At 68.9% G+C, this 17735-nt stretch carries 12 protein-coding genes; 6 read left to right on the plus strand and 6 right to left on the minus strand.

The window, feature by feature from the left end; all coding sequences use genetic code 11:
* Window positions 1-3: 3 nt before the first annotated feature.
* From purL to xerD, 3 genes are all read right to left on the minus strand, one after another.
* Window positions 4-3906: a phosphoribosylformylglycinamidine synthase gene (purL, locus tag CURTO8I2_RS08410; RefSeq protein ID WP_159680326.1), complete on the minus strand. Its 3903-nt coding sequence runs from the start codon at window positions 3904-3906 to the stop codon at window positions 4-6.
* An 89-nt stretch (window positions 3907-3995) separates the two neighbouring features.
* On the minus strand, window positions 3996-4805 hold the full coding sequence (locus tag CURTO8I2_RS08415) for a DsbC family protein (RefSeq protein ID WP_159680327.1): 810 nt from the start codon (window positions 4803-4805) through the stop codon (window positions 3996-3998).
* Between the two features lie 569 nt (window positions 4806-5374).
* Entirely contained in the window at window positions 5375-6361 is a 987-nt protein-coding gene (gene xerD, locus CURTO8I2_RS08420) for a site-specific tyrosine recombinase XerD (protein WP_159680329.1), read from the minus strand.
* Between the two features lie 43 nt (window positions 6362-6404).
* On the opposite strand from xerD, the gene CURTO8I2_RS08425 reads away from it, so the two are divergent.
* Window positions 6405-6893, plus strand: a complete 489-nt coding sequence (locus CURTO8I2_RS08425; RefSeq protein ID WP_159680331.1) for an RDD family protein — start codon at window positions 6405-6407, stop codon at window positions 6891-6893.
* 268 nt (window positions 6894-7161) lie between these two features.
* Here the strand turns inward: CURTO8I2_RS08425 and lptG are convergent, their stop codons facing one another.
* Entirely contained in the window at window positions 7162-8271 is a 1110-nt protein-coding gene (gene lptG / locus CURTO8I2_RS08430) for an LPS export ABC transporter permease LptG (protein WP_159680333.1), read from the minus strand.
* Entirely contained in the window at window positions 8268-9353 is a 1086-nt protein-coding gene (gene lptF, locus CURTO8I2_RS08435) for an LPS export ABC transporter permease LptF (RefSeq protein ID WP_159680335.1), read from the minus strand. Before lptF ends, lptG begins: the two co-directional genes overlap by 4 nt.
* A gap of 134 nt (window positions 9354-9487) precedes the next feature.
* On the opposite strand from lptF, the gene CURTO8I2_RS08440 reads away from it, so the two are divergent.
* The 5 genes from CURTO8I2_RS08440 to zupT all read left to right on the plus strand — a co-directional run bounded on the left by CURTO8I2_RS08440 (window position 9488) and on the right by zupT (window position 16750).
* On the plus strand, window positions 9488-10966 hold the full coding sequence (locus CURTO8I2_RS08440; RefSeq protein ID WP_159680337.1) for a leucyl aminopeptidase: 1479 nt from the start codon (window positions 9488-9490) through the stop codon (window positions 10964-10966).
* 67 nt (window positions 10967-11033) lie between these two features.
* Entirely contained in the window at window positions 11034-11459 is a 426-nt protein-coding gene (locus CURTO8I2_RS08445; RefSeq protein ID WP_159680339.1) for a DNA polymerase III subunit chi, read from the plus strand.
* Between the two features lie 113 nt (window positions 11460-11572).
* Entirely contained in the window at window positions 11573-14392 is a 2820-nt protein-coding gene (locus CURTO8I2_RS08450; protein ID WP_159680342.1) for a valine--tRNA ligase, read from the plus strand.
* A gap of 157 nt (window positions 14393-14549) precedes the next feature.
* On the plus strand, window positions 14550-15863 hold the full coding sequence (locus CURTO8I2_RS08455; RefSeq protein ID WP_159680344.1) for an NAD(P)/FAD-dependent oxidoreductase: 1314 nt from the start codon (window positions 14550-14552) through the stop codon (window positions 15861-15863).
* Between the two features lie 77 nt (window positions 15864-15940).
* The gene (gene zupT, locus CURTO8I2_RS08460) at window positions 15941-16750 is read left to right on the plus strand and encodes a zinc transporter ZupT (RefSeq protein WP_159680346.1); all 810 of its coding nucleotides are present in this window, start codon (window positions 15941-15943) and stop codon (window positions 16748-16750) included.
* An 80-nt stretch (window positions 16751-16830) separates the two neighbouring features.
* Here zupT and rpoH read toward each other — a convergent pair whose 3' ends face one another.
* Window positions 16831-17709 (minus strand): RNA polymerase sigma factor RpoH, encoded by an 879-nt coding sequence (gene rpoH / locus CURTO8I2_RS08465; RefSeq protein WP_159680349.1) that lies wholly within the window; start codon window positions 17707-17709, stop codon window positions 16831-16833.
* Window positions 17710-17735: the final 26 nt, after the last annotated feature.

Consider the following 17735-nt stretch of genomic DNA (forward strand, 5'->3'; position numbering starts at 1 on the left):
AGCTCAGCCGAGATGCTGCCTCGCGTTCCGGAACATGCGCAGCCACGGGCTGTCGTCCGGCCAGTCGGCCGGTGCCCAGCTGAGATTGGCCGTGCGCGGTGTGCGCTCGGGGTGCGGCATCAGGATCGTGGCGCGGCCGTCGGCGGAGGCGAGGCCGGCGATGGCGTCCTCCGAGCCGTTCGGATTGGCCGGATAGCACGCAGCCCGCCCTGCCCCGTCGACATACCGCAGGGCGACCGTGGCCGCGATCCTGTCGGCATCGTCGTCGAACTGCACCCGACCTTCGCCGTGGGCGATGGCCACCGGAATCCGCGAGCCGGCCATGCCATTGAAGAACAGCGATGGCGAGGCCTCGACCTCGAGGAGGCCGAAGCGTGCTTCGAACTGCTCGCTGCGGTTGCGCAGCAGGCGGGGCCAGTGCTGGGCGCCGGGGATGATCGGCTTGAGCTGCGAGAGCATCTGGCAGCCGTTGCAGACACCCAGAGAAAACGTATCGCCACGCGCGAAGAAGCGTTCGAACGCGGCCCGCAGCTCGGCGGTTTCGAGGATCGACGTCGCCCAGCCGCGGCCGGCGCCGAGCACGTCGCCGTAGCTGAAGCCGCCGCAGGCCACGAGTCCCTGCATCGTCGCCAGGTCCACGCGGCCGGCGATCAGGTCGCTCATGTGCACGTCGACGGCGGTGAAGCCGGCGCGGTCGAACGCGGACGCCATTTCGATCTGGCCGTTGACCCCCTGCTCGCGCAGCACGGCGACCTTCGGTCGTACGCCGGTCGCGATGTAGGGCGCGGCGATGTCTTCGGACGGATCGAAGGTCAGCACCGGACGCATCGGCGGCGCATCGAAGCGGCGGGCGGTCGCGCGCTCTTCCTCCGCGCATGCGGGGTTGTCGCGCAGCGCCTGCATCGCGTGCGTCACCGACCACCACGCATCGAACAGCGCCTCCCATTTCCACTCGGCGAGCACGTCGTCGCCGTCGAGGACGCGGATCGCGTTCGCCGTCGTCGGCCGTGCGATGCGCTGCGCGCATTCGATCAGGCCATGGCGTGCGACGAGATCGGCGAACTCGGCCCGGTCTTCGCCTGCGATCTGCACCACCGCGCCGAGCTCTTCGGAGAACAGCGTGCGCAGGGCATCCCGGTTGCGGTCGTCGCCCCAGCCTTCGAGGTCGATGTCGAGACCGACGTGCGCAGTGAACGCCATCTCGCACAGCGCGGCGAATGCGCCTCCGTCGGAGCGGTCGTGATAGGCCATCAGCAGGCCGGCCTCGCGCGCTTCGCAGATCAGTTCGAAGAACGCCTTCAGGCGCTCGGGTTCGTCGACGTCGGGCACGGCGCCGCCGAAGCCCTCGAAACACTGCGACAGCACCGACCCGCCGAGACGCTGCTTGCCGGCGCCCAGGCCGATCAGCCACAGCTCGGTGTCGGGCTCGCGGCCGAGCAGCGGCGTGAGCTGCGTGCGCACGTCGGGCACGGGGGCGAAGGCGGTGATCACCAGCGAGACCGGTGACACCACCTTGTGCGCGGTGCCGTCCGCCTGCCACTGCGCCTGCATCGACAGCGAATCCTTGCCCACCGGAATCGCCAGGTCGATCCCGGGGCAGAGTTCCATGGCCACCGCATGCACCGCGTCGAACAGACGCGCGTCTTCGCCGGCATGTCCGGCCGCGGCCATCCAGTTCGCCGACAGCTTGACCCGGTGCAGGGTCTCGACCGGCGCGGCGCACAGGTTGGTGATCGCCTCGCCCACGGCCATGCGCGCGGCGGCGGCGGCATCGATCAGCGCCAGCGGGCTGCGCTCGCCGATCGCCATGGCTTCACCCGTGAAGCCTTCGAACCCCGACAGCGTGATCGCGCAATCGGCGACCGGCAGCTGCCACGGGCCGACCATCTGGTCGCGCGCGGTCAGGCCGCCGACGCTGCGGTCGCCGATCGTGACGAGGAAGGACTTCGACGCGACGGTCGGATGCGCGAGCACGCGCAGACCGGCTTCGTGCAGATCGACGGCGCGGCTGTTGAGCGCCGGCCAGCGATGCGGTGTGGTGCGTGCGGTGTCGCGATGCATCTTCGGCGGCTTGCCGAACAACACATCCATCGGCAGATCGATGGGCCAGTCACGGCCGCTGCCGATCGTCTCCAGCGTCGCACCATGGCCGACCGTCAGATGTTCTTCGGCCGTCGCCACGCCGACGATCGCGACCGGGCAGCGCTCGCGCGCGCAGATGGCTTCGAACTCCTCGACGCGGTCCTGCGGAATGCCGAGGACGTAGCGCTCCTGCGACTCGTTGCACCACAGCTGCATCGGCGACAGCGACGGGTCGTCGCTGGGCACGCGGTCGAGATCGATGACGCCGCCGACGTCCGAGTCGTGCAGCAGCTCGGGAATCGCGTTCGACAGGCCGCCCGCGCCGACGTCGTGGAACCACAGGATCGGGTTGTGATCGCCGAGCGCCACGCAGCGGTCGATGACCTCCTGCACGCGGCGCTCCATCTCGGGGTTGTCGCGCTGCACGGAGGCGAAATCGAGATCCTCGGCGCTCTCGCCCGAGGCCACCGAACTCGCCGCGCCGCCGCCCAGGCCGATCAGCATCGCCGGGCCGCCGAGCACGACCACCGCATCGCCCGCCGACAGCGTCTTCTTCTCGACCATCGTGCGATCGATCGCGCCGAGGCCACCGGCCAGCATGATCGGCTTGTCGTAACCGCGGACCAGGCCGTCCTCGCCTTCGGGCAGTTCGAAACTGCGGAAATAACCGAGCAGGTTCGGACGGCCGAATTCGTTGTTGAACGCGGCGCCGCCGAGCGGGCCGTCGAGCATGATCTCGAGCGCCGGCGCCATGCGCGGATTCAGCGCGCGCGGCGCTTCCCACGGCTGCGGCAGCGTCGGGATGCGCAGGTGCGAGACCGAGAAACCGGTCAGGCCGGCCTTGGGCTTGCCGCCGCGGCCGGTCGCGCCTTCGTCACGGATTTCACCGCCGGCGCCGGTCGCCGCGCCCGCGAACGGCGAGATCGCGGTCGGATGGTTGTGGGTCTCGACCTTGATGCAGAACGCGCTGTCGGCCAGTGGCTCGCTGCGGTATTCGAACGACACTGGATCGGGCCGAAACCGCTGCGCGGGATAGCCTTCGACGACCGCGGCGTTGTCGCTGTAGGCCGAGAGCGTGTGTTCGGGCGTGGTCGCATGCGTGTGGCGGATCATGCCGAACAGCGACTGCGTGCGACCGTTGCGCTGCATGTCTTCGCCGTCGATGGTCCACGACGCGTTGAAGATCTTGTGCCGGCAGTGCTCGGAGTTCGCCTGCGCGAACATCATCAGCTCGACGTCGGCGGGATCGCGGCCGAGGGCGCCGAAGCGTTCGCGCAAGTACGCGATTTCGTCATCGGCCAATGCCAAGCCAAGACGCGTGTTGGCGGCATCGAGACCGTCGAGCGGAATACGCTCCAGCGCGCCGCGCGCGGGCGCTGCGAACAGTGCGTCGGCGGCGTCCACGTCGTCGAGCAGCGACTGCGTCATCGGGTCGTGCAGCAACTTCGAGACAGCCGACTGCGTGGCCGCATCGTCCGGCCAGCCGGTCAGATCCAGGCGCAGGCCGCGTTCGACGCGATGCACCGGAAGGCCGGCGCCGCGCAGCAGCTCGGTCGACTTGCTGGCCCAGGGCGAAATCGTGCCCAGCCGCGGCGAGACGTAGCGCGACACCGCGCCGTCGACGCGCGCCGGTGCGGGACCGGCATCGACCTCGAGAATGCGTCGCAGCGTGGCGTCGTCGGGCGACTGCCCGGACTCGGCTTCGACGAAGTAGACATGCCAGGCACCGGCGACGGAAAGCGCGGGCGACACCGACTGCAGACGTGCTTCAAGCCGTTCGCGGCGGAACGGCGACAGGGCCTGCTGGCCCTCGAGGACGATCATGTCCGGGGAAACCGTATTTCAGGGCCGGCCATTGTAGCCAATGGCCGCGCCCGCCGCCCCAACCGCGCCTGTGCGCGGGTCCGATCGGCTCAGCGGCTGCCGCCAGCGGCCTCGCCATCGAGGCGCTGCAGCGCTTCGAGCAGCTGGTCGGGCGGCATGTAACCGGGCATCTGGGTGCCGTCGGCGGCGATGATCATCGGCGTGCCGGTCAGGCCGGCGCGCTGGCCGAGCGCGTAGTGCGCGGCGACCGGATTCTCGCAGGCCTTGGAATCGACGCGGCGGCCGGCCTTGGCATCGGTCAGGGCCTTCTTGCGATCGGCGGCGCACCAGACCGATTCCATCAGGCGGAAGTCGTCGCTGCCCGGGCCCATGCGCGGGTAGGCCAGATACTCGATCGCGATGCCGCGCTTGTTGTACTCGGCGATCTCCTCATGCAGGCGGCGGCAGTAGCCGCACTCCACATCGGTGAAGACCGACACCGTGTACTTGGGATTGGCCGGCGCGAAGATGATTCGCTGGTCTTCCGGCACTTCCGACAGCAGGCGTTGGCGCAGCTTCGACAGGCCCGCCTGGCTCAGGTCACGCTTCTCGCGTGCGTCGAACAGGCTGCCCTGCAGCACGTAGCGGCCGTCGTTGCTGACGTAGAGCACCTGGCCGGACACCACCACTTCCTGGAAACCCGGCAGCGGCGCATCGGAGACGCTTTCGATCGACACGCGCGGATTGATCGAGAGGATCGCATCGCGCGCCTCGGCAGCCGGCGAGCCTGCAGGCGCTTCGATCGCGGCCGGCGCGGGCGTGGCCGACGGAGTCGCCGTGACGGGATCGGAGGCCCCGGGATTCTGGGCACAGGCGGACAGGCTGAAGGCGCCGAGCAGGGCGAACACGTAGTGCTTCATCGAATCTGACGACCAAGAGCGGGGGCGATCCCGGGGGTGGTCATTCTGGCATGAAGGGCTGGGGCGGGCTCCGCGCGGCCTGGAGCGCGGCTGGGGGCGTTCATGGTGGGGACCGGAGTGGCGTGGCGGGCCCGGCCTGATGATGGAAACACCGGTTCTGCGCGTTCGAAAGCGCAGCGACCGGGCATCGTTCTGTTTCGCAGGATGGCCAGAGCGAAGCGAAACCCATCGCTCCTCGTTACGGCGGCCGGTTCGCTGCGACCTGCTGCCCCCAACCCTCGCCCACGGGGAGAGGGCGTTTGACTCCCGGTCTCCCGGCGAACGACACCTCCGACCGGTGCAGGCGATCTACGTGCGCACTGCACGCAACGATGATCGCGCGCCCGGCCAGCACCTGATCGGCTCGCGGGAACGCGCGTTGTCGCAGCGAAGCACGCCGGGCGTTCGGCGCACCCGCGCGGCCTGGATCGACCCGCTGCCGGCCCTTCGTTTCATCGCCCGTCCGGCCCGGCGAAGCACGCCGGGCGTTCGGCGCACCCGCGCGGCAGTGCCGCGCATACGGGTGCGCCTCACCCCCTCGGATGGTGGGTGGCGTGCAGGCGTTTGAGCTGTTCGCGGGCGACGAGCGTGTAGATCTGCGTCGTCGACAGCGAACTGTGACCCAGCAGCATCTGCAGGGCACGCAGATCCGCGCCGTGGTTGAGCAGGTGGGTGGCGAAGCTGTGCCGCAAGCCGTGCGGGCTGATGCGGGCGGGGTCGATGCCGGCCGCGGCCGCGTGCCGTTTCACCAGCACCCAGAATCGTTGCCGGCTCATCGCCGTGCGCCGCGCGGTCAGGAACAGGGGCGTGTCGCCCGCAGCGTCGCGCGCCGCCCCCCTGCCGCCTGCGAGCGTCGGCCGGGCCTCGTCGAGATACCGCTGCAGCCAGTGCTGGGCCTCCTCGCCCAGCGGCACGAGACGCGTGCGCTCACCCTTGCCGGTCACGCGCAGCGCGCCCTGTCGAAGATTGACGCCGTTGGCCGGCAGATCGACCAGCTCACTGACGCGCAGGCCGCAGGCGTACATCAGTTCCAGCATGGTGCGATCGCGCAGGCCGTCGACGCTGGTGGTGTCGGGCGCACCCAGCAGCGCGTCGATCTCCGACTCGCCCAGCGCTTTGGGCAGGGAACGTGGCAGCTTCGGCGGATCGAGCAATGCGGTGGGGTCGTCGCGACGTCCATGTCGGCGCTGGCGATGCGCGAAGAACGCCCGCAGCGCGGACAGCAACCGGGCGTTGCTGCGGGGCGACCAGCCATGCCGCGTGCGCCAGGCGAGGTGCTCGAACAGCGCGACTCGGTCCGCGTCCGCGATGCCGCCGTCGCGACCGTCACGCCAGCGTGCCAGACCCTCGAGATCGCGCCGGTAGGCGGCCGCGGTCTGCCGGGCGATGCCGTGTTCGGCCCAGAACGCATCGAGGAAATTTTCGATGTCGCGGCGGTCGGCCTCGCGCAACGGCGGCAGCGCGATCGCAAGCGCGCGGCGGTCTGCAGGCGTGGTCGTGGCGGTTCGGCTGGACATCGGCGCCAGCTTAGACGGTCGACGCTGCGGCTATGCTTGCTCGATGTCCGATGCCCCGATGTTGCCGACCGCGCGTCCCCGTCCATGGATCGGCTGGCGCCTGCTGGCCCTGGTCTACGACCTGTGGCCGGCACTCGCGCTGTGGCTGCTGTTGTCGGCGGCATTCACGGCCGCTTTCACGTTTCTCGGCCGCCACGACGCGCACCAGAACATCGCGCCGCTGAGCGGGCTGCAGTTCGCGCTGTGGGCGGCGTGCTGGGGCGTGACCGGGCTGTACGCCGTGATCAGCTGGCGCAACGGCGGGCAGACGCTCGGCATGCGGCCATGGCGTCTGCGCGTGCGCACGCTCGATGGTGGGCGCGCATCGACCCGCGCCCTGTGGCTGCGATTCGGGGTCGCGACGATCTCGCTGCTGGCCGGCGGCCTGGGATTCTGGTGGGCCTGGATCGACCGAGACCGGCTGACCTGGCACGACCGCGCGAGCGGCACGCGGATGGTGCGGGAAGCGAAACGGGGATCGGCCGGCGGTTGACGCGGTCTCGCGTCATTCCGGCGCTGCGCCCGGCCTTTTCGTCGCATCGCGCGTCCGGCGTACGCGCCCGTCACGCGGATCGGGTCGACCCGCCATCGACGAATCATTGGATCTCACGTCCGGCCTCGTGGAGCACGCGAGGCGTTCGCTGCCGTACGCGGCTTGGGCGACCTGCTATCGAAGATTCATTGGATCGCGCGTCCAGCCTCGCGTCGCACGCGAGGCGTTCGCGCCCGTCACGCGGCAGTGCCGCGTGAGCGACGGGCGCTCACCCACTCCGGCGGCGAAAGAGCGTCCAGGAGACGATCAGCATGACCACCGGCGGTATGAGGTAGGCCAGGCGATAGTCGATGCGGTACACGGCCGCGAGCTTGACGATCTGCATCTGGCCCAGCCAGAAGCCCAGCGCGAAGACGACGCCGATGAAGAGGCGCTTGCCGGCGTTGCCGCTGCGCAGGGAGCCGAACGCGAACGGAATCGCCGCCAGACACAGCGCCAGTACGTTGAGGGGATAGAACCAGCGCCCCCAGTAGTGCTCTTCGAACTCGCTCGCATCGAGCTCGTTGCGATGCCGATATTCGATGCCGGCCCGCAGCTCGCTCGCCGGCATGTACCGCGGACGCCAGATGTTGCTGGCGCTCGCCGCCAGGGTCGTCGCGTCGAGCTGCGAATCCCACTGCTCCTCCAGCGCTTCGGTGCGGGTCACCGCGCGCGGCTCGAACCAGGTTCTCTGGACGTTGCGCAGGCGCCAGCCGTCGACGCCGTGCTCCGCCGTCTTGGCGTGGGCCACGGATTCCAGACGGCCATCGCTGGCGAATTCGAACAGGCGCACGTCCTGCAGCTGGATGCGGGCGCCAGCGCCGTCGCTGATCTCGGTCCCGTTCTGCGCGTTGAGGAACGTATCGCCCTCGCGCGCCCACAGGCCCGAATAGCGGCCGACGATCATGTCGCTGGAACGCGCGGCCGACTTCATGCTGTCCGCGCTGCGCTGGGCCATTGGACCCAGCGTCTCGCCGTTGAGCACCATGACTGCGGTCATCAGCAGCAATGGCAGCGCGACCGACACGCTCAGTCGCGTGCGCGACAGGCCCACGGCGCGCATGGCGATGAGTTCCGAGGTCGCCGCCAGCTGGCCCAGGCCCATCAGCGAGCCGATGACAGCCGCCGTCGGAAACATCACATACGCGCGCCGCGGCAGCGTCTGCAGGATGTAGGTGACCGCGCTGAAATAGGTGTAATCGCCCTGGCCGACCGCGCCGATCTCGCTGACGCCGGCCATCACCGCGTCGAGACCGACCAGCACCATCCAGGTCGCCAGCACCATCACGGTGACGACCTTGGCGACGTAGAGGTCATGGATGCGGATCAAGGGCTTCATTTCGCGCGCTTCCACTTGGGCGCGGCGACCCGGCCATCGCTGAAGTACATCCAGGCCGCGAAGCCCAGCAGCGGCAGCACCAGCCACCACAGGCCCAGCAGCACCGGAATGCGCCCTTCGGCGACCCAGTCCTTGCCGAGCATCATCAGGTTCATGCCCATCACGTAGGCGAGGAAGCCGGTCATCATCCGGCCATAGCGCGCCTGGCGCGGCGGGCTGCGCGCGAGCGGCACCGCCAGCAGCGCGAATGCCAGGGTCAGCAGCACCGGCGCGAGGCGGTAGTGCAGCTCGGCATGCGCTTCGGGGCGGGCATCGCCGAACAGCGAGAGCGTCGGCTGCAGCTCGGGATCGTCGCCGTCGGCGCGCGATTCGACCGCCGGCAGGCGCAGTTCGTTGCTGGCGTAGCGCATCAGGCGGTAGTCGAGGCCGCCATCGAGCGGGCCTTCGACGCGGAAGCCTTCATCGAGGCGCAGGAAGCGTTCGGTGCCGTCGATGCTCAGCGCGCCGGTCAACGAGGTGGTCACGTCCATGCGCCCCTCGTCCTGGCGATAGACGAACACGCGGCCCAGCTTGCTGCCGTCGTCGGACATCGCATTGACGTAGACCACGCCGCTGCCGCCTGGGAATTCGACGAAACGTCCGGCCTCCAGGCCCGACACCAGCAGGCTGCGCTGGCCGGCTTCGATCATCTGCTGCGAATAGTCGCGCGCCCACGGGCCCAGCCACAGCGAGCAGGCGCCGATCACCAGCAGCATCGGGCCCACCACCACCGCCAGCGACCGCAGCAGGCGCCGCGGACCGATGCCGACCGAGGTCAACACGGGCATTTCAGAGTCGCGGTACAGCCTGCCGAACCCCAGCATCAGCCCGAGCATCAGGCCCAGCGGCAGGATCAGCGGCATGTAGCTGATGACCGACAGGCCCAGCTGGGCCAGCATCAGCTTGGCCGGCACGCGGCCGCGGGCGATGTCGCTCAGCACGTCCGCGAACACGCCGCCCAGGCTCACGATCAGCAGCACCACGAGGGCGGCGAACGTGGACTGGGCCAACTCGCGGGACAGGTATCGGTCGAGCTTCGACATCGGGTGTGGGGGCTTTGCTTTAGACTTGGGAGTTCGTCCAGCCGCGCCACCACGGCGCTTCTGCAGCGGCAAGCCTGACTGGGCGCCGTGCGCTGGACCGTGAAGTGTACCGATCACCCCATGGAATCTGGTTGATGACCCTCGAATTCACCCTGAACCACACGTCCCCCGCCACCCTGACCAGCGATTGCCTCGTCATTGGCGTCTTCGCGGATGGCCCGCTCGCCGGTGCTGCCGACGCGCTCGACACCGCCAGCGGCGGCCGTTTGTCCGCCCTCGCCGCACGTGGCGACCTGTCCGGCAAGGCCGGTCGCACCAGCCTGCTGCACGACCTGCCGGGCGTCACCGCGCCGCGCGTGCTGGCCATCGGCCTGGGCGAACGCGCCAAGTTCGGCGTGCCGCAGTACCTCAAGGCGGTCGCCGATGCGGTGCGCGCGCTGCGCGACGGCAACAGCGCCAGCGCCGCGATCGCGTTGGCCGATCTCGACGTCGCCGGTCGCGACACCGCCTGGAAGATCCGCCAGGCCGTGGTCGCCGCCGATCACGCGGCATACCGTTACGTCGCCACGCTGGGCGCCAAGAACAAGAAGCGCGAGCCCGACACCCTCCAGTCGGTCGCCATCGTCGGTGACGATGGCGATGCCCTGGCGCAGGGCAAGGCGATCGCCGCGGGCGTGCAGTTCGCCCGCGAGCTCGGCAACCTGCCGCCGAACATCTGTAACCCGGCCTATCTCGGCGAGCAGGCGAAGACATTCGCCTCGCGCTTCGACAAGGCCTCGTGCGAAGTGCTCGAAGAGGCGCAGATGGAAGCGCTGGGCATGGGCTCGCTGCTCGCCGTGGCGCGTGGTTCGGCCAACCGGCCGCGCCTGGTCGTGCTGAGCTGGAAGAACGGCGGCGACGCCAAGCCCGTCGTGCTGGTCGGCAAGGGCATCACCTTCGATACCGGCGGCGTCAACCTCAAGACGCAGGGCGGCATCGAGGAAATGAAGTTCGACATGTGCGGCGCGGCGACGGTCATGGGCACGTTCGTGTCCGCGGTCGGCCTGGATCTGCCGATCAACCTGCACGTGATCGTGCCGGCGGTGGAGAACGGCATCGACGGCGACGCGTATCGCCCGTCCGACGTCATCACCAGCATGTCGGGCAAGACCATCGAAGTCGGCAACACCGACGCCGAGGGCCGCCTGATCCTGTGCGACGCGCTGACCTACGCCGAACGCTTCGAGCCGGCCGCGCTCGTCGACGTCGCCACGTTGACTGGCGCCTGCATGGTCGCGCTGGGCACGCAGGCCACCGGCCTGATGAGCAAGCACGACGATCTGGCCGCCGAACTGCTGGCCGCCGGCGAGCATGTGTTCGACCGCGCCTGGCGTCTGCCGTTGTGGGACGAATACCAGTCGATGCTCGATTCCAACTTCGCCGACGTCTACAACATCGGCGGCCGCTGGGGCGGCGCGATCACCGCGGGCTGCTTCCTGTCGCGCTTCACCGAAGGCCAGCGCTGGGCGCATCTCGACATCGCCGGCAGTGCCAGCGGCAGCGGCAAGATGGCCTACGCCACTGGCCGCCCGGTCGGCCTGCTGAGCCAGTGGCTCATGGACCAGGTCGCCTGACCGGTCCGGGCCCAGCGGGGATGCGGCATCGCGTCGCGTCCCCGGTTCCGGCCCGACCGCCACCGCCATGGCCCGCGCCGATTTCTACCTGATCGCCAAGCCGCGTTTCCGCGAGGAACCGCTGCGCCTGGTCTGCGAACTGGTCCGCAAGTCCTATGCGGCCGACCTGTGGACGCTGATCCTCGCCCGCGACGCCGAACAGGCCGAGGCGCTCGACGACCTGCTGTGGGACATGGGCGAAGACGCCTACATCCCGCACCAGATCGCCGGCATGGACGAGGAGGACGATGACACCCCCGTCCTCATCGCCCCACCCGACTTCGATGCGCCGATGCGCGCCCTGGTCATCAACCTGCGCGACGAAGTGGCGCCGCCGGGCTTCGAGCGCGTGCTCGAAGTGGTGCCGGCCGACGACTCGGCGCGCGAACCGCTGCGCGAGCGCTGGAAGCAGTACAAGGCCGCCGGCCTCGATCTCGCCAAGCACGACATGTGAGACGCGGTACCGGGTGATGGGTGACGGGTGATTCGAAAGGACACCGGGCCGATCGCTTGATGCCGCTCCGCCTGTCCAGTCCCGAACTACGAATCACCCATCACGGCCCTCCCATGTCCCTCGCCCAAAGCTACGACCCCGGCACCTTCGAAGCCCGCCTGTACGCGGAATGGGAGAAGAGCGGCGTCTTCCAGCCGCAGGGCGACGGCCCGGCCTACACGATCCTGCTGCCGCCGCCGAACGTCACCGGCACGCTGCACATGGGCCACGCGTTCCAGCACACGCTGCAGGACGCGCTGATCCGCTATCACCGCATGCTGGGACATCGCACGCTGTGGCAGATGGGCACCGACCATGCCGGCATCGCGACCGAGATGGTGGTCTCGCGCAACCTCGCGCTCGAAGGCAAGGGCGAGACCCGCGACTCGCTGGGCCGCGACGGCTTCATCGAGAAGGTGTGGGAATGGAAGGGCCAGTCCGGCGACACGATCGAGCGCCAGATGCGTCGCCTCGGCGCGTCCGGCGACTGGTCGCGCAAGACCTTCACGATGGATCCGCTGCCCTCGCAGGCGGTCGTCGAAGCCTTCGTGCGTCTGCACGAGGAAGGCCTGATCTACCGCGGCCAGCGCCTGGTCAACTGGGATCCGGTGCTCAAGACCGCGATCTCGGATCTGGAAGTCGTCAGCGAGGAAGAAGACGGCTCGCTGTGGTCGATCCGCTACCCGCTCGCCGATGGCGCGAGCTACGAACACGTCCAGGTCGACGCCGACGGCAACGAGACGCTGCGCGAGACGCGTGACTATCTCGTCGTCGCGACGACACGCCCGGAAACCATGCTCGGCGACACCGCGGCGATGGTGCATCCCGATGACGCGCGCTACGCGCATCTGATCGGCCAGTCGGTCGTGCTGCCGCTGACCGGTCGCCGGGTCCCGGTGATCGGCGACGGTTACGTCGACCGCGCGTTCGGCACCGGCGTGGTGAAGGTCACGCCCGCGCACGATTTCAACGACTACCAGGTCGGCCAGCGTCATGGCCTGCCGATGATCAACCTGTTCACGCCCGACGCGGCGGTCAACGAGAACGCGCCCGAGCGCTACCGCGGCCTCGATCGCTTCGACGCCCGCAAGGCCGTGCTCGCCGATCTGGAAGGCGGCGGTTTCCTCGTCGAAACCAAGCCGCACAAGCTGCAGGTCCCGCGTGGCGACCGGACCGGCCAGGTCATCGAACCCTACCTGACCGACCAGTGGTTCGTCGCGATGGACGGCTTCGCCAAGCGCGGCATGGACCTCGTCGAAAGCGGCCAGGTGAAGTTCGTGCCGCCGAACTGGACCAACACCTACCGTCACTGGATGGAGAACATCCAGGACTGGTGCATCAGCCGCCAGCTGTGGTGGGGCCATCGCATTCCGGCGTGGTACGACGCCGATGGCCGCGCCCACGTCGGCCGCGACGAGGCCGACGCGCGTGCGCGCAGCGGGCTCGGCGCCGATGTCGTCCTGACCCAGGACACCGACGTGCTCGAGACCTGGTTCTCGTCGGGCCTGTGGCCGATCAACACGATGGGCTGGCCGGACGAGGCGGCGATGGCCGAGCGCGGCTTCGACCACTTCGTGCCGTCGAGCGTGCTGGTCACCGGCTTCGACATCATCTTCTTCTGGGTCGCCCGGATGATCATGCTGACCGATCACCTGACCGGCCAGGTGCCGTTCCGCGACGTCTACATGACCGGTCTTGTGCGCGACCGCGACGGCCAGAAGATGTCGAAGTCGAAGGGCAACGTGCTCGATCCGCTCGACATCATCGACGGCATCCGCATCGACGACCTCGTCGCCAAGCGCACCACCGGGCTGATGAAGCCCAAGGACGCGCCGAAGATCGAGAAGGCGACGCGCAAGGAATTTCCGGACGGCATCATCGCCCACGGCGCCGACCCGCTGCGCTTCACGATGGCCGCGCTGGCCGGCCCGGGCCGCGACATCAAGTTCGATCTCGGCCGCGCCGAGGGCTACAAGAATTTCTGCAACAAGCTGTGGAACGCGACGCGCTTCGTGCTGATGAACACCGAAGGCTTCAGCGCCGACGGTGCGCCCGAACCGACGACCGACGCCGAGCGCTGGATCCTCGCGCGACTGGCGACGACCGCCGACGAGGCGCGCGCGCACTTCACCAGCTACCGCTTCGACCTGCTCGCGCAGACGCTGTACGAATTCGCGTGGAACGACTTCTGCGACTGGTTCGTCGAACTCGCCAAGCCGGCGCTGCTCGGGGACGACGCCGCGGCCGCGCACAGCACGCGCCACACGCTGCTGCACGTGCTCGAGTCGCTGCTGCGCCTGCTGCATCCGCTGATTCCGTTCGTCACCGAGGAACTGTGGCGCCAGGTCGCGCCGCGCGTCGGCATCGCGGATGCGACCATTTCGCTGCGGCCCTACCCGGCGCCCGACAGCGACCTGATCGCCCGCTGCGCGCAGGCCACGACCGACGTCGAATGGCTCAAGCAGATGGTCACCGCGCTGCGCCGCGTGCGCAGCGAGCTGGGCGTGTCGCCGGGCAAGCAGGTGCCGCTGCTGGTGCAGACCGGCAGCGACGCCGCGCGCGTGCGTCTGCAGCGCTTCGAGTCGCAGCTGAAGTTCCTCAACCGGCTCGAACGCATCGACGCCGTCGATGGCGACCCGCCGCCGGCCGCGACCGGCCTGGTCGGTGACGTGAAGCTGTTCGTGCCGCTGGAAGGCCTCGTCGATCTGGATGCCGAGCGCGCGCGCCTGGACAAGGAAATCGCCCGCGTGCTGGCGGAGAAGGACAAGAGCGCGGCGAAGATCGCGAAGTTCAGCGACAAGGTGCCGGTGGCCGTCGTCGACCAGGAGCGTCAGCGCCTCGTCGACTGGACCGCACAGCACGACGCTCTCGCCGCGCAGCGCGCGCGGCTCTGAGACACACGCGACGCGTCTCCTGCAGGCGCGCGCTCGTGCGCGACCGGGCGTCCTCTGTCAGAGCCCATCGCGTGCAAGCGCGCCTGCAGGTCCCGATCCTGACATCGCGTTTCCGGGCCGCCGCCTACAATCGGCCATCTCCACGCACGTCGATGCCATGTCCAGTTCCGATCGCATTCCCCACGTCGTCATCGTCGGCGGCGGGTTCGCCGGCCTCTGGGCCACGCGTGCGCTGGCGCGCGATCCGGTGCGCATCACCCTCGTCGATCGCGGCAATCATCATCTGTTCCAGCCGCTGCTCTACCAGGTGGCGACGGCCGGCCTGTCGGCGCCGGACATCGCTGCGCCCTTGCGCCACATCCTGCGTCGCCAAGACAACGTCGAGGTGCGCCTCGCCGAGGTGAAGGGCATCGACACCGCCGCGAAGACCCTCGCGCTCGCCGACGGCACCACGCTCGCGTTCGACACGCTGGTGCTCGCCGCCGGCGCCACCCATGCGTACTTCGGCAACGATCACTGGGCCGCGCATGCGCCGGGCCTGAAGACGCTCGACGACGCATTGCTGCTGCGTCGCAAACTGCTGCTCGCCTTCGAGCGCGCCGAAGCCGAAACCGATCCGGACAAGCGCGCGGCATGGCTCAGCTTCGCCGTCGTCGGCGGCGGCCCGACCGGTGTCGAGCTTGCCGGCACTCTGGCGGAAATCGCGCGCCACACGTTGCGCAGCGAATTCCGCAACATCGATCCGGCGCTGGCGAAGGTGCGCCTGATCGAAGCCGGTCCGCGTGTGCTGTCGTCGTTTCCGGACGACCTTTCGGAGAAGGCGCGCGGACAACTGCAGAAGCTCGGTGTCGAGGTGCAGACCGGCACGCCGGTCGCCGACATCGATGCCGACGGCTACCGCCTCGGCGATCGACGCGTGCCCGCAAAGACGGTGGTCTGGGCCGCGGGCGTGGCGGCGTCGCCACTGGGCGCCCTGCTCGGTGCACCGCGCGACCGGGCCGGCCGCGTGCTGGTCGAACCCGATCTGCGCGTACCGGGTCACCGCGACATCTATGTCGCCGGCGATCTCGCCGCGATCCAGAGCGCGGGCCAACCCGTGCCGGGTGTCGCGCCGGCCGCCAAACAGATGGGGCGGCACGTCGCGGCCGGCATCCGCGCACGGCTGCGCGGCCAGTCGACGACGCCGTTCGCCTACCGCGACTTCGGCAACCTCGCGACGATCGGGCGCATGGCCGCGGTGGTGCATTTCGGCCGTCTGAAACTCTCGGGCGTGCTCGCCTGGTGGTTCTGGCTCGTCGCCCACGTGTTCTTCCTGATCGGCTTCCGCAATCGCGTGGTCGTGCTGCTCAACTGGACCATGGCGTACTGGAGCTACCAGCGCGCGGCGCGGATCATCTTCGGCCCGCCCGTCGATGCCGAACCGGTCACGAAGCCGACGAGCGAAGGGCCTGACGCACCGCGCATCGGCTAGCATGGCCGCGCGCCCATCCAAGCCGGATCTGCAGCCAGGCTGAGTCGCTCCCCTCATACGTTCCGGCGTTTTCGCGCATGCTTGAAATCTCGACCCACAACTTCTGGATCGCGCTCGCGGTCACCACCGCCGCTGGCCTGGCCACAGGCCTCGGCAGCTTGCTGGTGCTGTTCTCCAAGCAGCCCAACGCGCGCCTGCTGTCGTTCGGCCTGGCGTTCGCGGCCGGCGCGATGGTCTACGTGTCGCTGACCGAGATCCTCGACAAGTCGATCCTCGCCTTCACCAATGCCTATGGCCCGCAGCTCGGTTTCACCTGGGGCACGCTGTCGTTTCTCGGCGGTCTGCTGTTCATCGTCGGCATCGACCGCCTGGTGCCCAATCCGCACGAGCGCCTGGAAGTCGACGACCCCTATTTCCGCGAGCACAACGCCAGCTACATCAAGCGCGTCGGTCTGCTGACCGCCGTCGCGATCACCGCGCACAACTTTCCCGAAGGCCTGGCCACGTTCTTCGCGACGCTGGAGAACCCGGGCGTCGGCATGCCGCTGGCGTTCGCGATCGCGATCCACAACATTCCCGAAGGCATCGCGATCGCGGTGCCGGTGTACTTCGCCACCAACAACAAGCTCTACGCGTTCCTCGCCTGCCTGCTGTCGGGCCTCGCCGAGCCGGTGGGCGCGCTGATCGGCTACGCCGTGCTGCGGCCATTCCTGTCCGAGCCGGTGTTCGGCATCGTCTTCGGCCTGATCGCCGGTGTCATGGTGTTCCTCGCGCTCGACGAACTGCTGCCCGCCGCCAAGCGCTACGCCAAGGGTCACGAGACGGTCTACGGCCTGGTGTCGGGCATGGCCGCGCTGGCGATCAGCCTGGTGCTGTTCAAATGGTGAGCCCGCGACAGTTCTGAACGACCCAACGGAAAACGGCCCGCTTGCGCGGGCCGTTCCATATATCGCTGTGGTCGTGCGGCTCAGGCAGCGAACAGCGCCTTCATCTTCTTCAGCGCGTTGGCTTCGACCTGGCGGATGCGCTCGGCGGACACGCCGTACTCGTCGGCGAGCTCCTGCAGCGTCACCTTGTGCTCGTCGTCGAGCCAGCGGCGGCTGATGATGTCGCGCGAACGCGCATCCAGCGTGGACATGCCTTCGCGCAGCAGGTCGAGCTTGCTGCCTTCGCTGTCGTGACGCTCGTAGGCCTGCGCCGGGTCTTCGTCCTGGGCCACGAGATAAGCCACCGGCGCCGGCGGTGCATTGTCGTCGTCCTCGCCCGCGGGCGCGTCGAACCCGATGTCGCGACCGGACAGGCGCGATTCCATCTCGAGCACTTCGCGCTCGGACACGTTGAGATCCGCGGCCACCGCCCGGACTTCGCTCGCATTGAGCCAGCCCAGACGCTTCTTGCTCTTGCGCAAGTTGAAGAACAGCTTGCGCTGCGCCTTGGTCGTGGCGACCTTCACGATGCGCCAGTTCTTCAGGATGAACTCGTGCATCTCGGCACGGATCCAGTGAACGGCGAAGCTCACCAGACGCACGCCGACTTCGGGGTCGAAACGCTTCACCGCCTTCATCAGACCGATGTTGCCTTCCTGAATCAGATCGCCCAGCGGCAGGCCGTAGCCGTTGTAGCCGCGGGCCACGTGCACGACGAAGCGCAGGTGCGAATGCACCAGCTCGCGTGCGGCGTCGAGGTCGTCGTCGTCGCGGTAGCGCTGCGCGAGGGCCTGCTCGTCTTCGACCGACAGCACCGGAATCTGGTGCACGGCGCCGATATAGGCATCCAGCGAACCCAGCGGATTGAGGGTCGGAAGGCTGTTGGCAACCAGGGCGTGGGACATGGTCTGCGTGCTCATGGGGAAGGATGTTAGCAGTCGCAAGA

The organism is Luteimonas sp. 9C (assembly GCF_902506295.1).
Classification (GTDB): Bacteria; Pseudomonadota; Gammaproteobacteria; order Xanthomonadales; family Xanthomonadaceae; genus Luteimonas.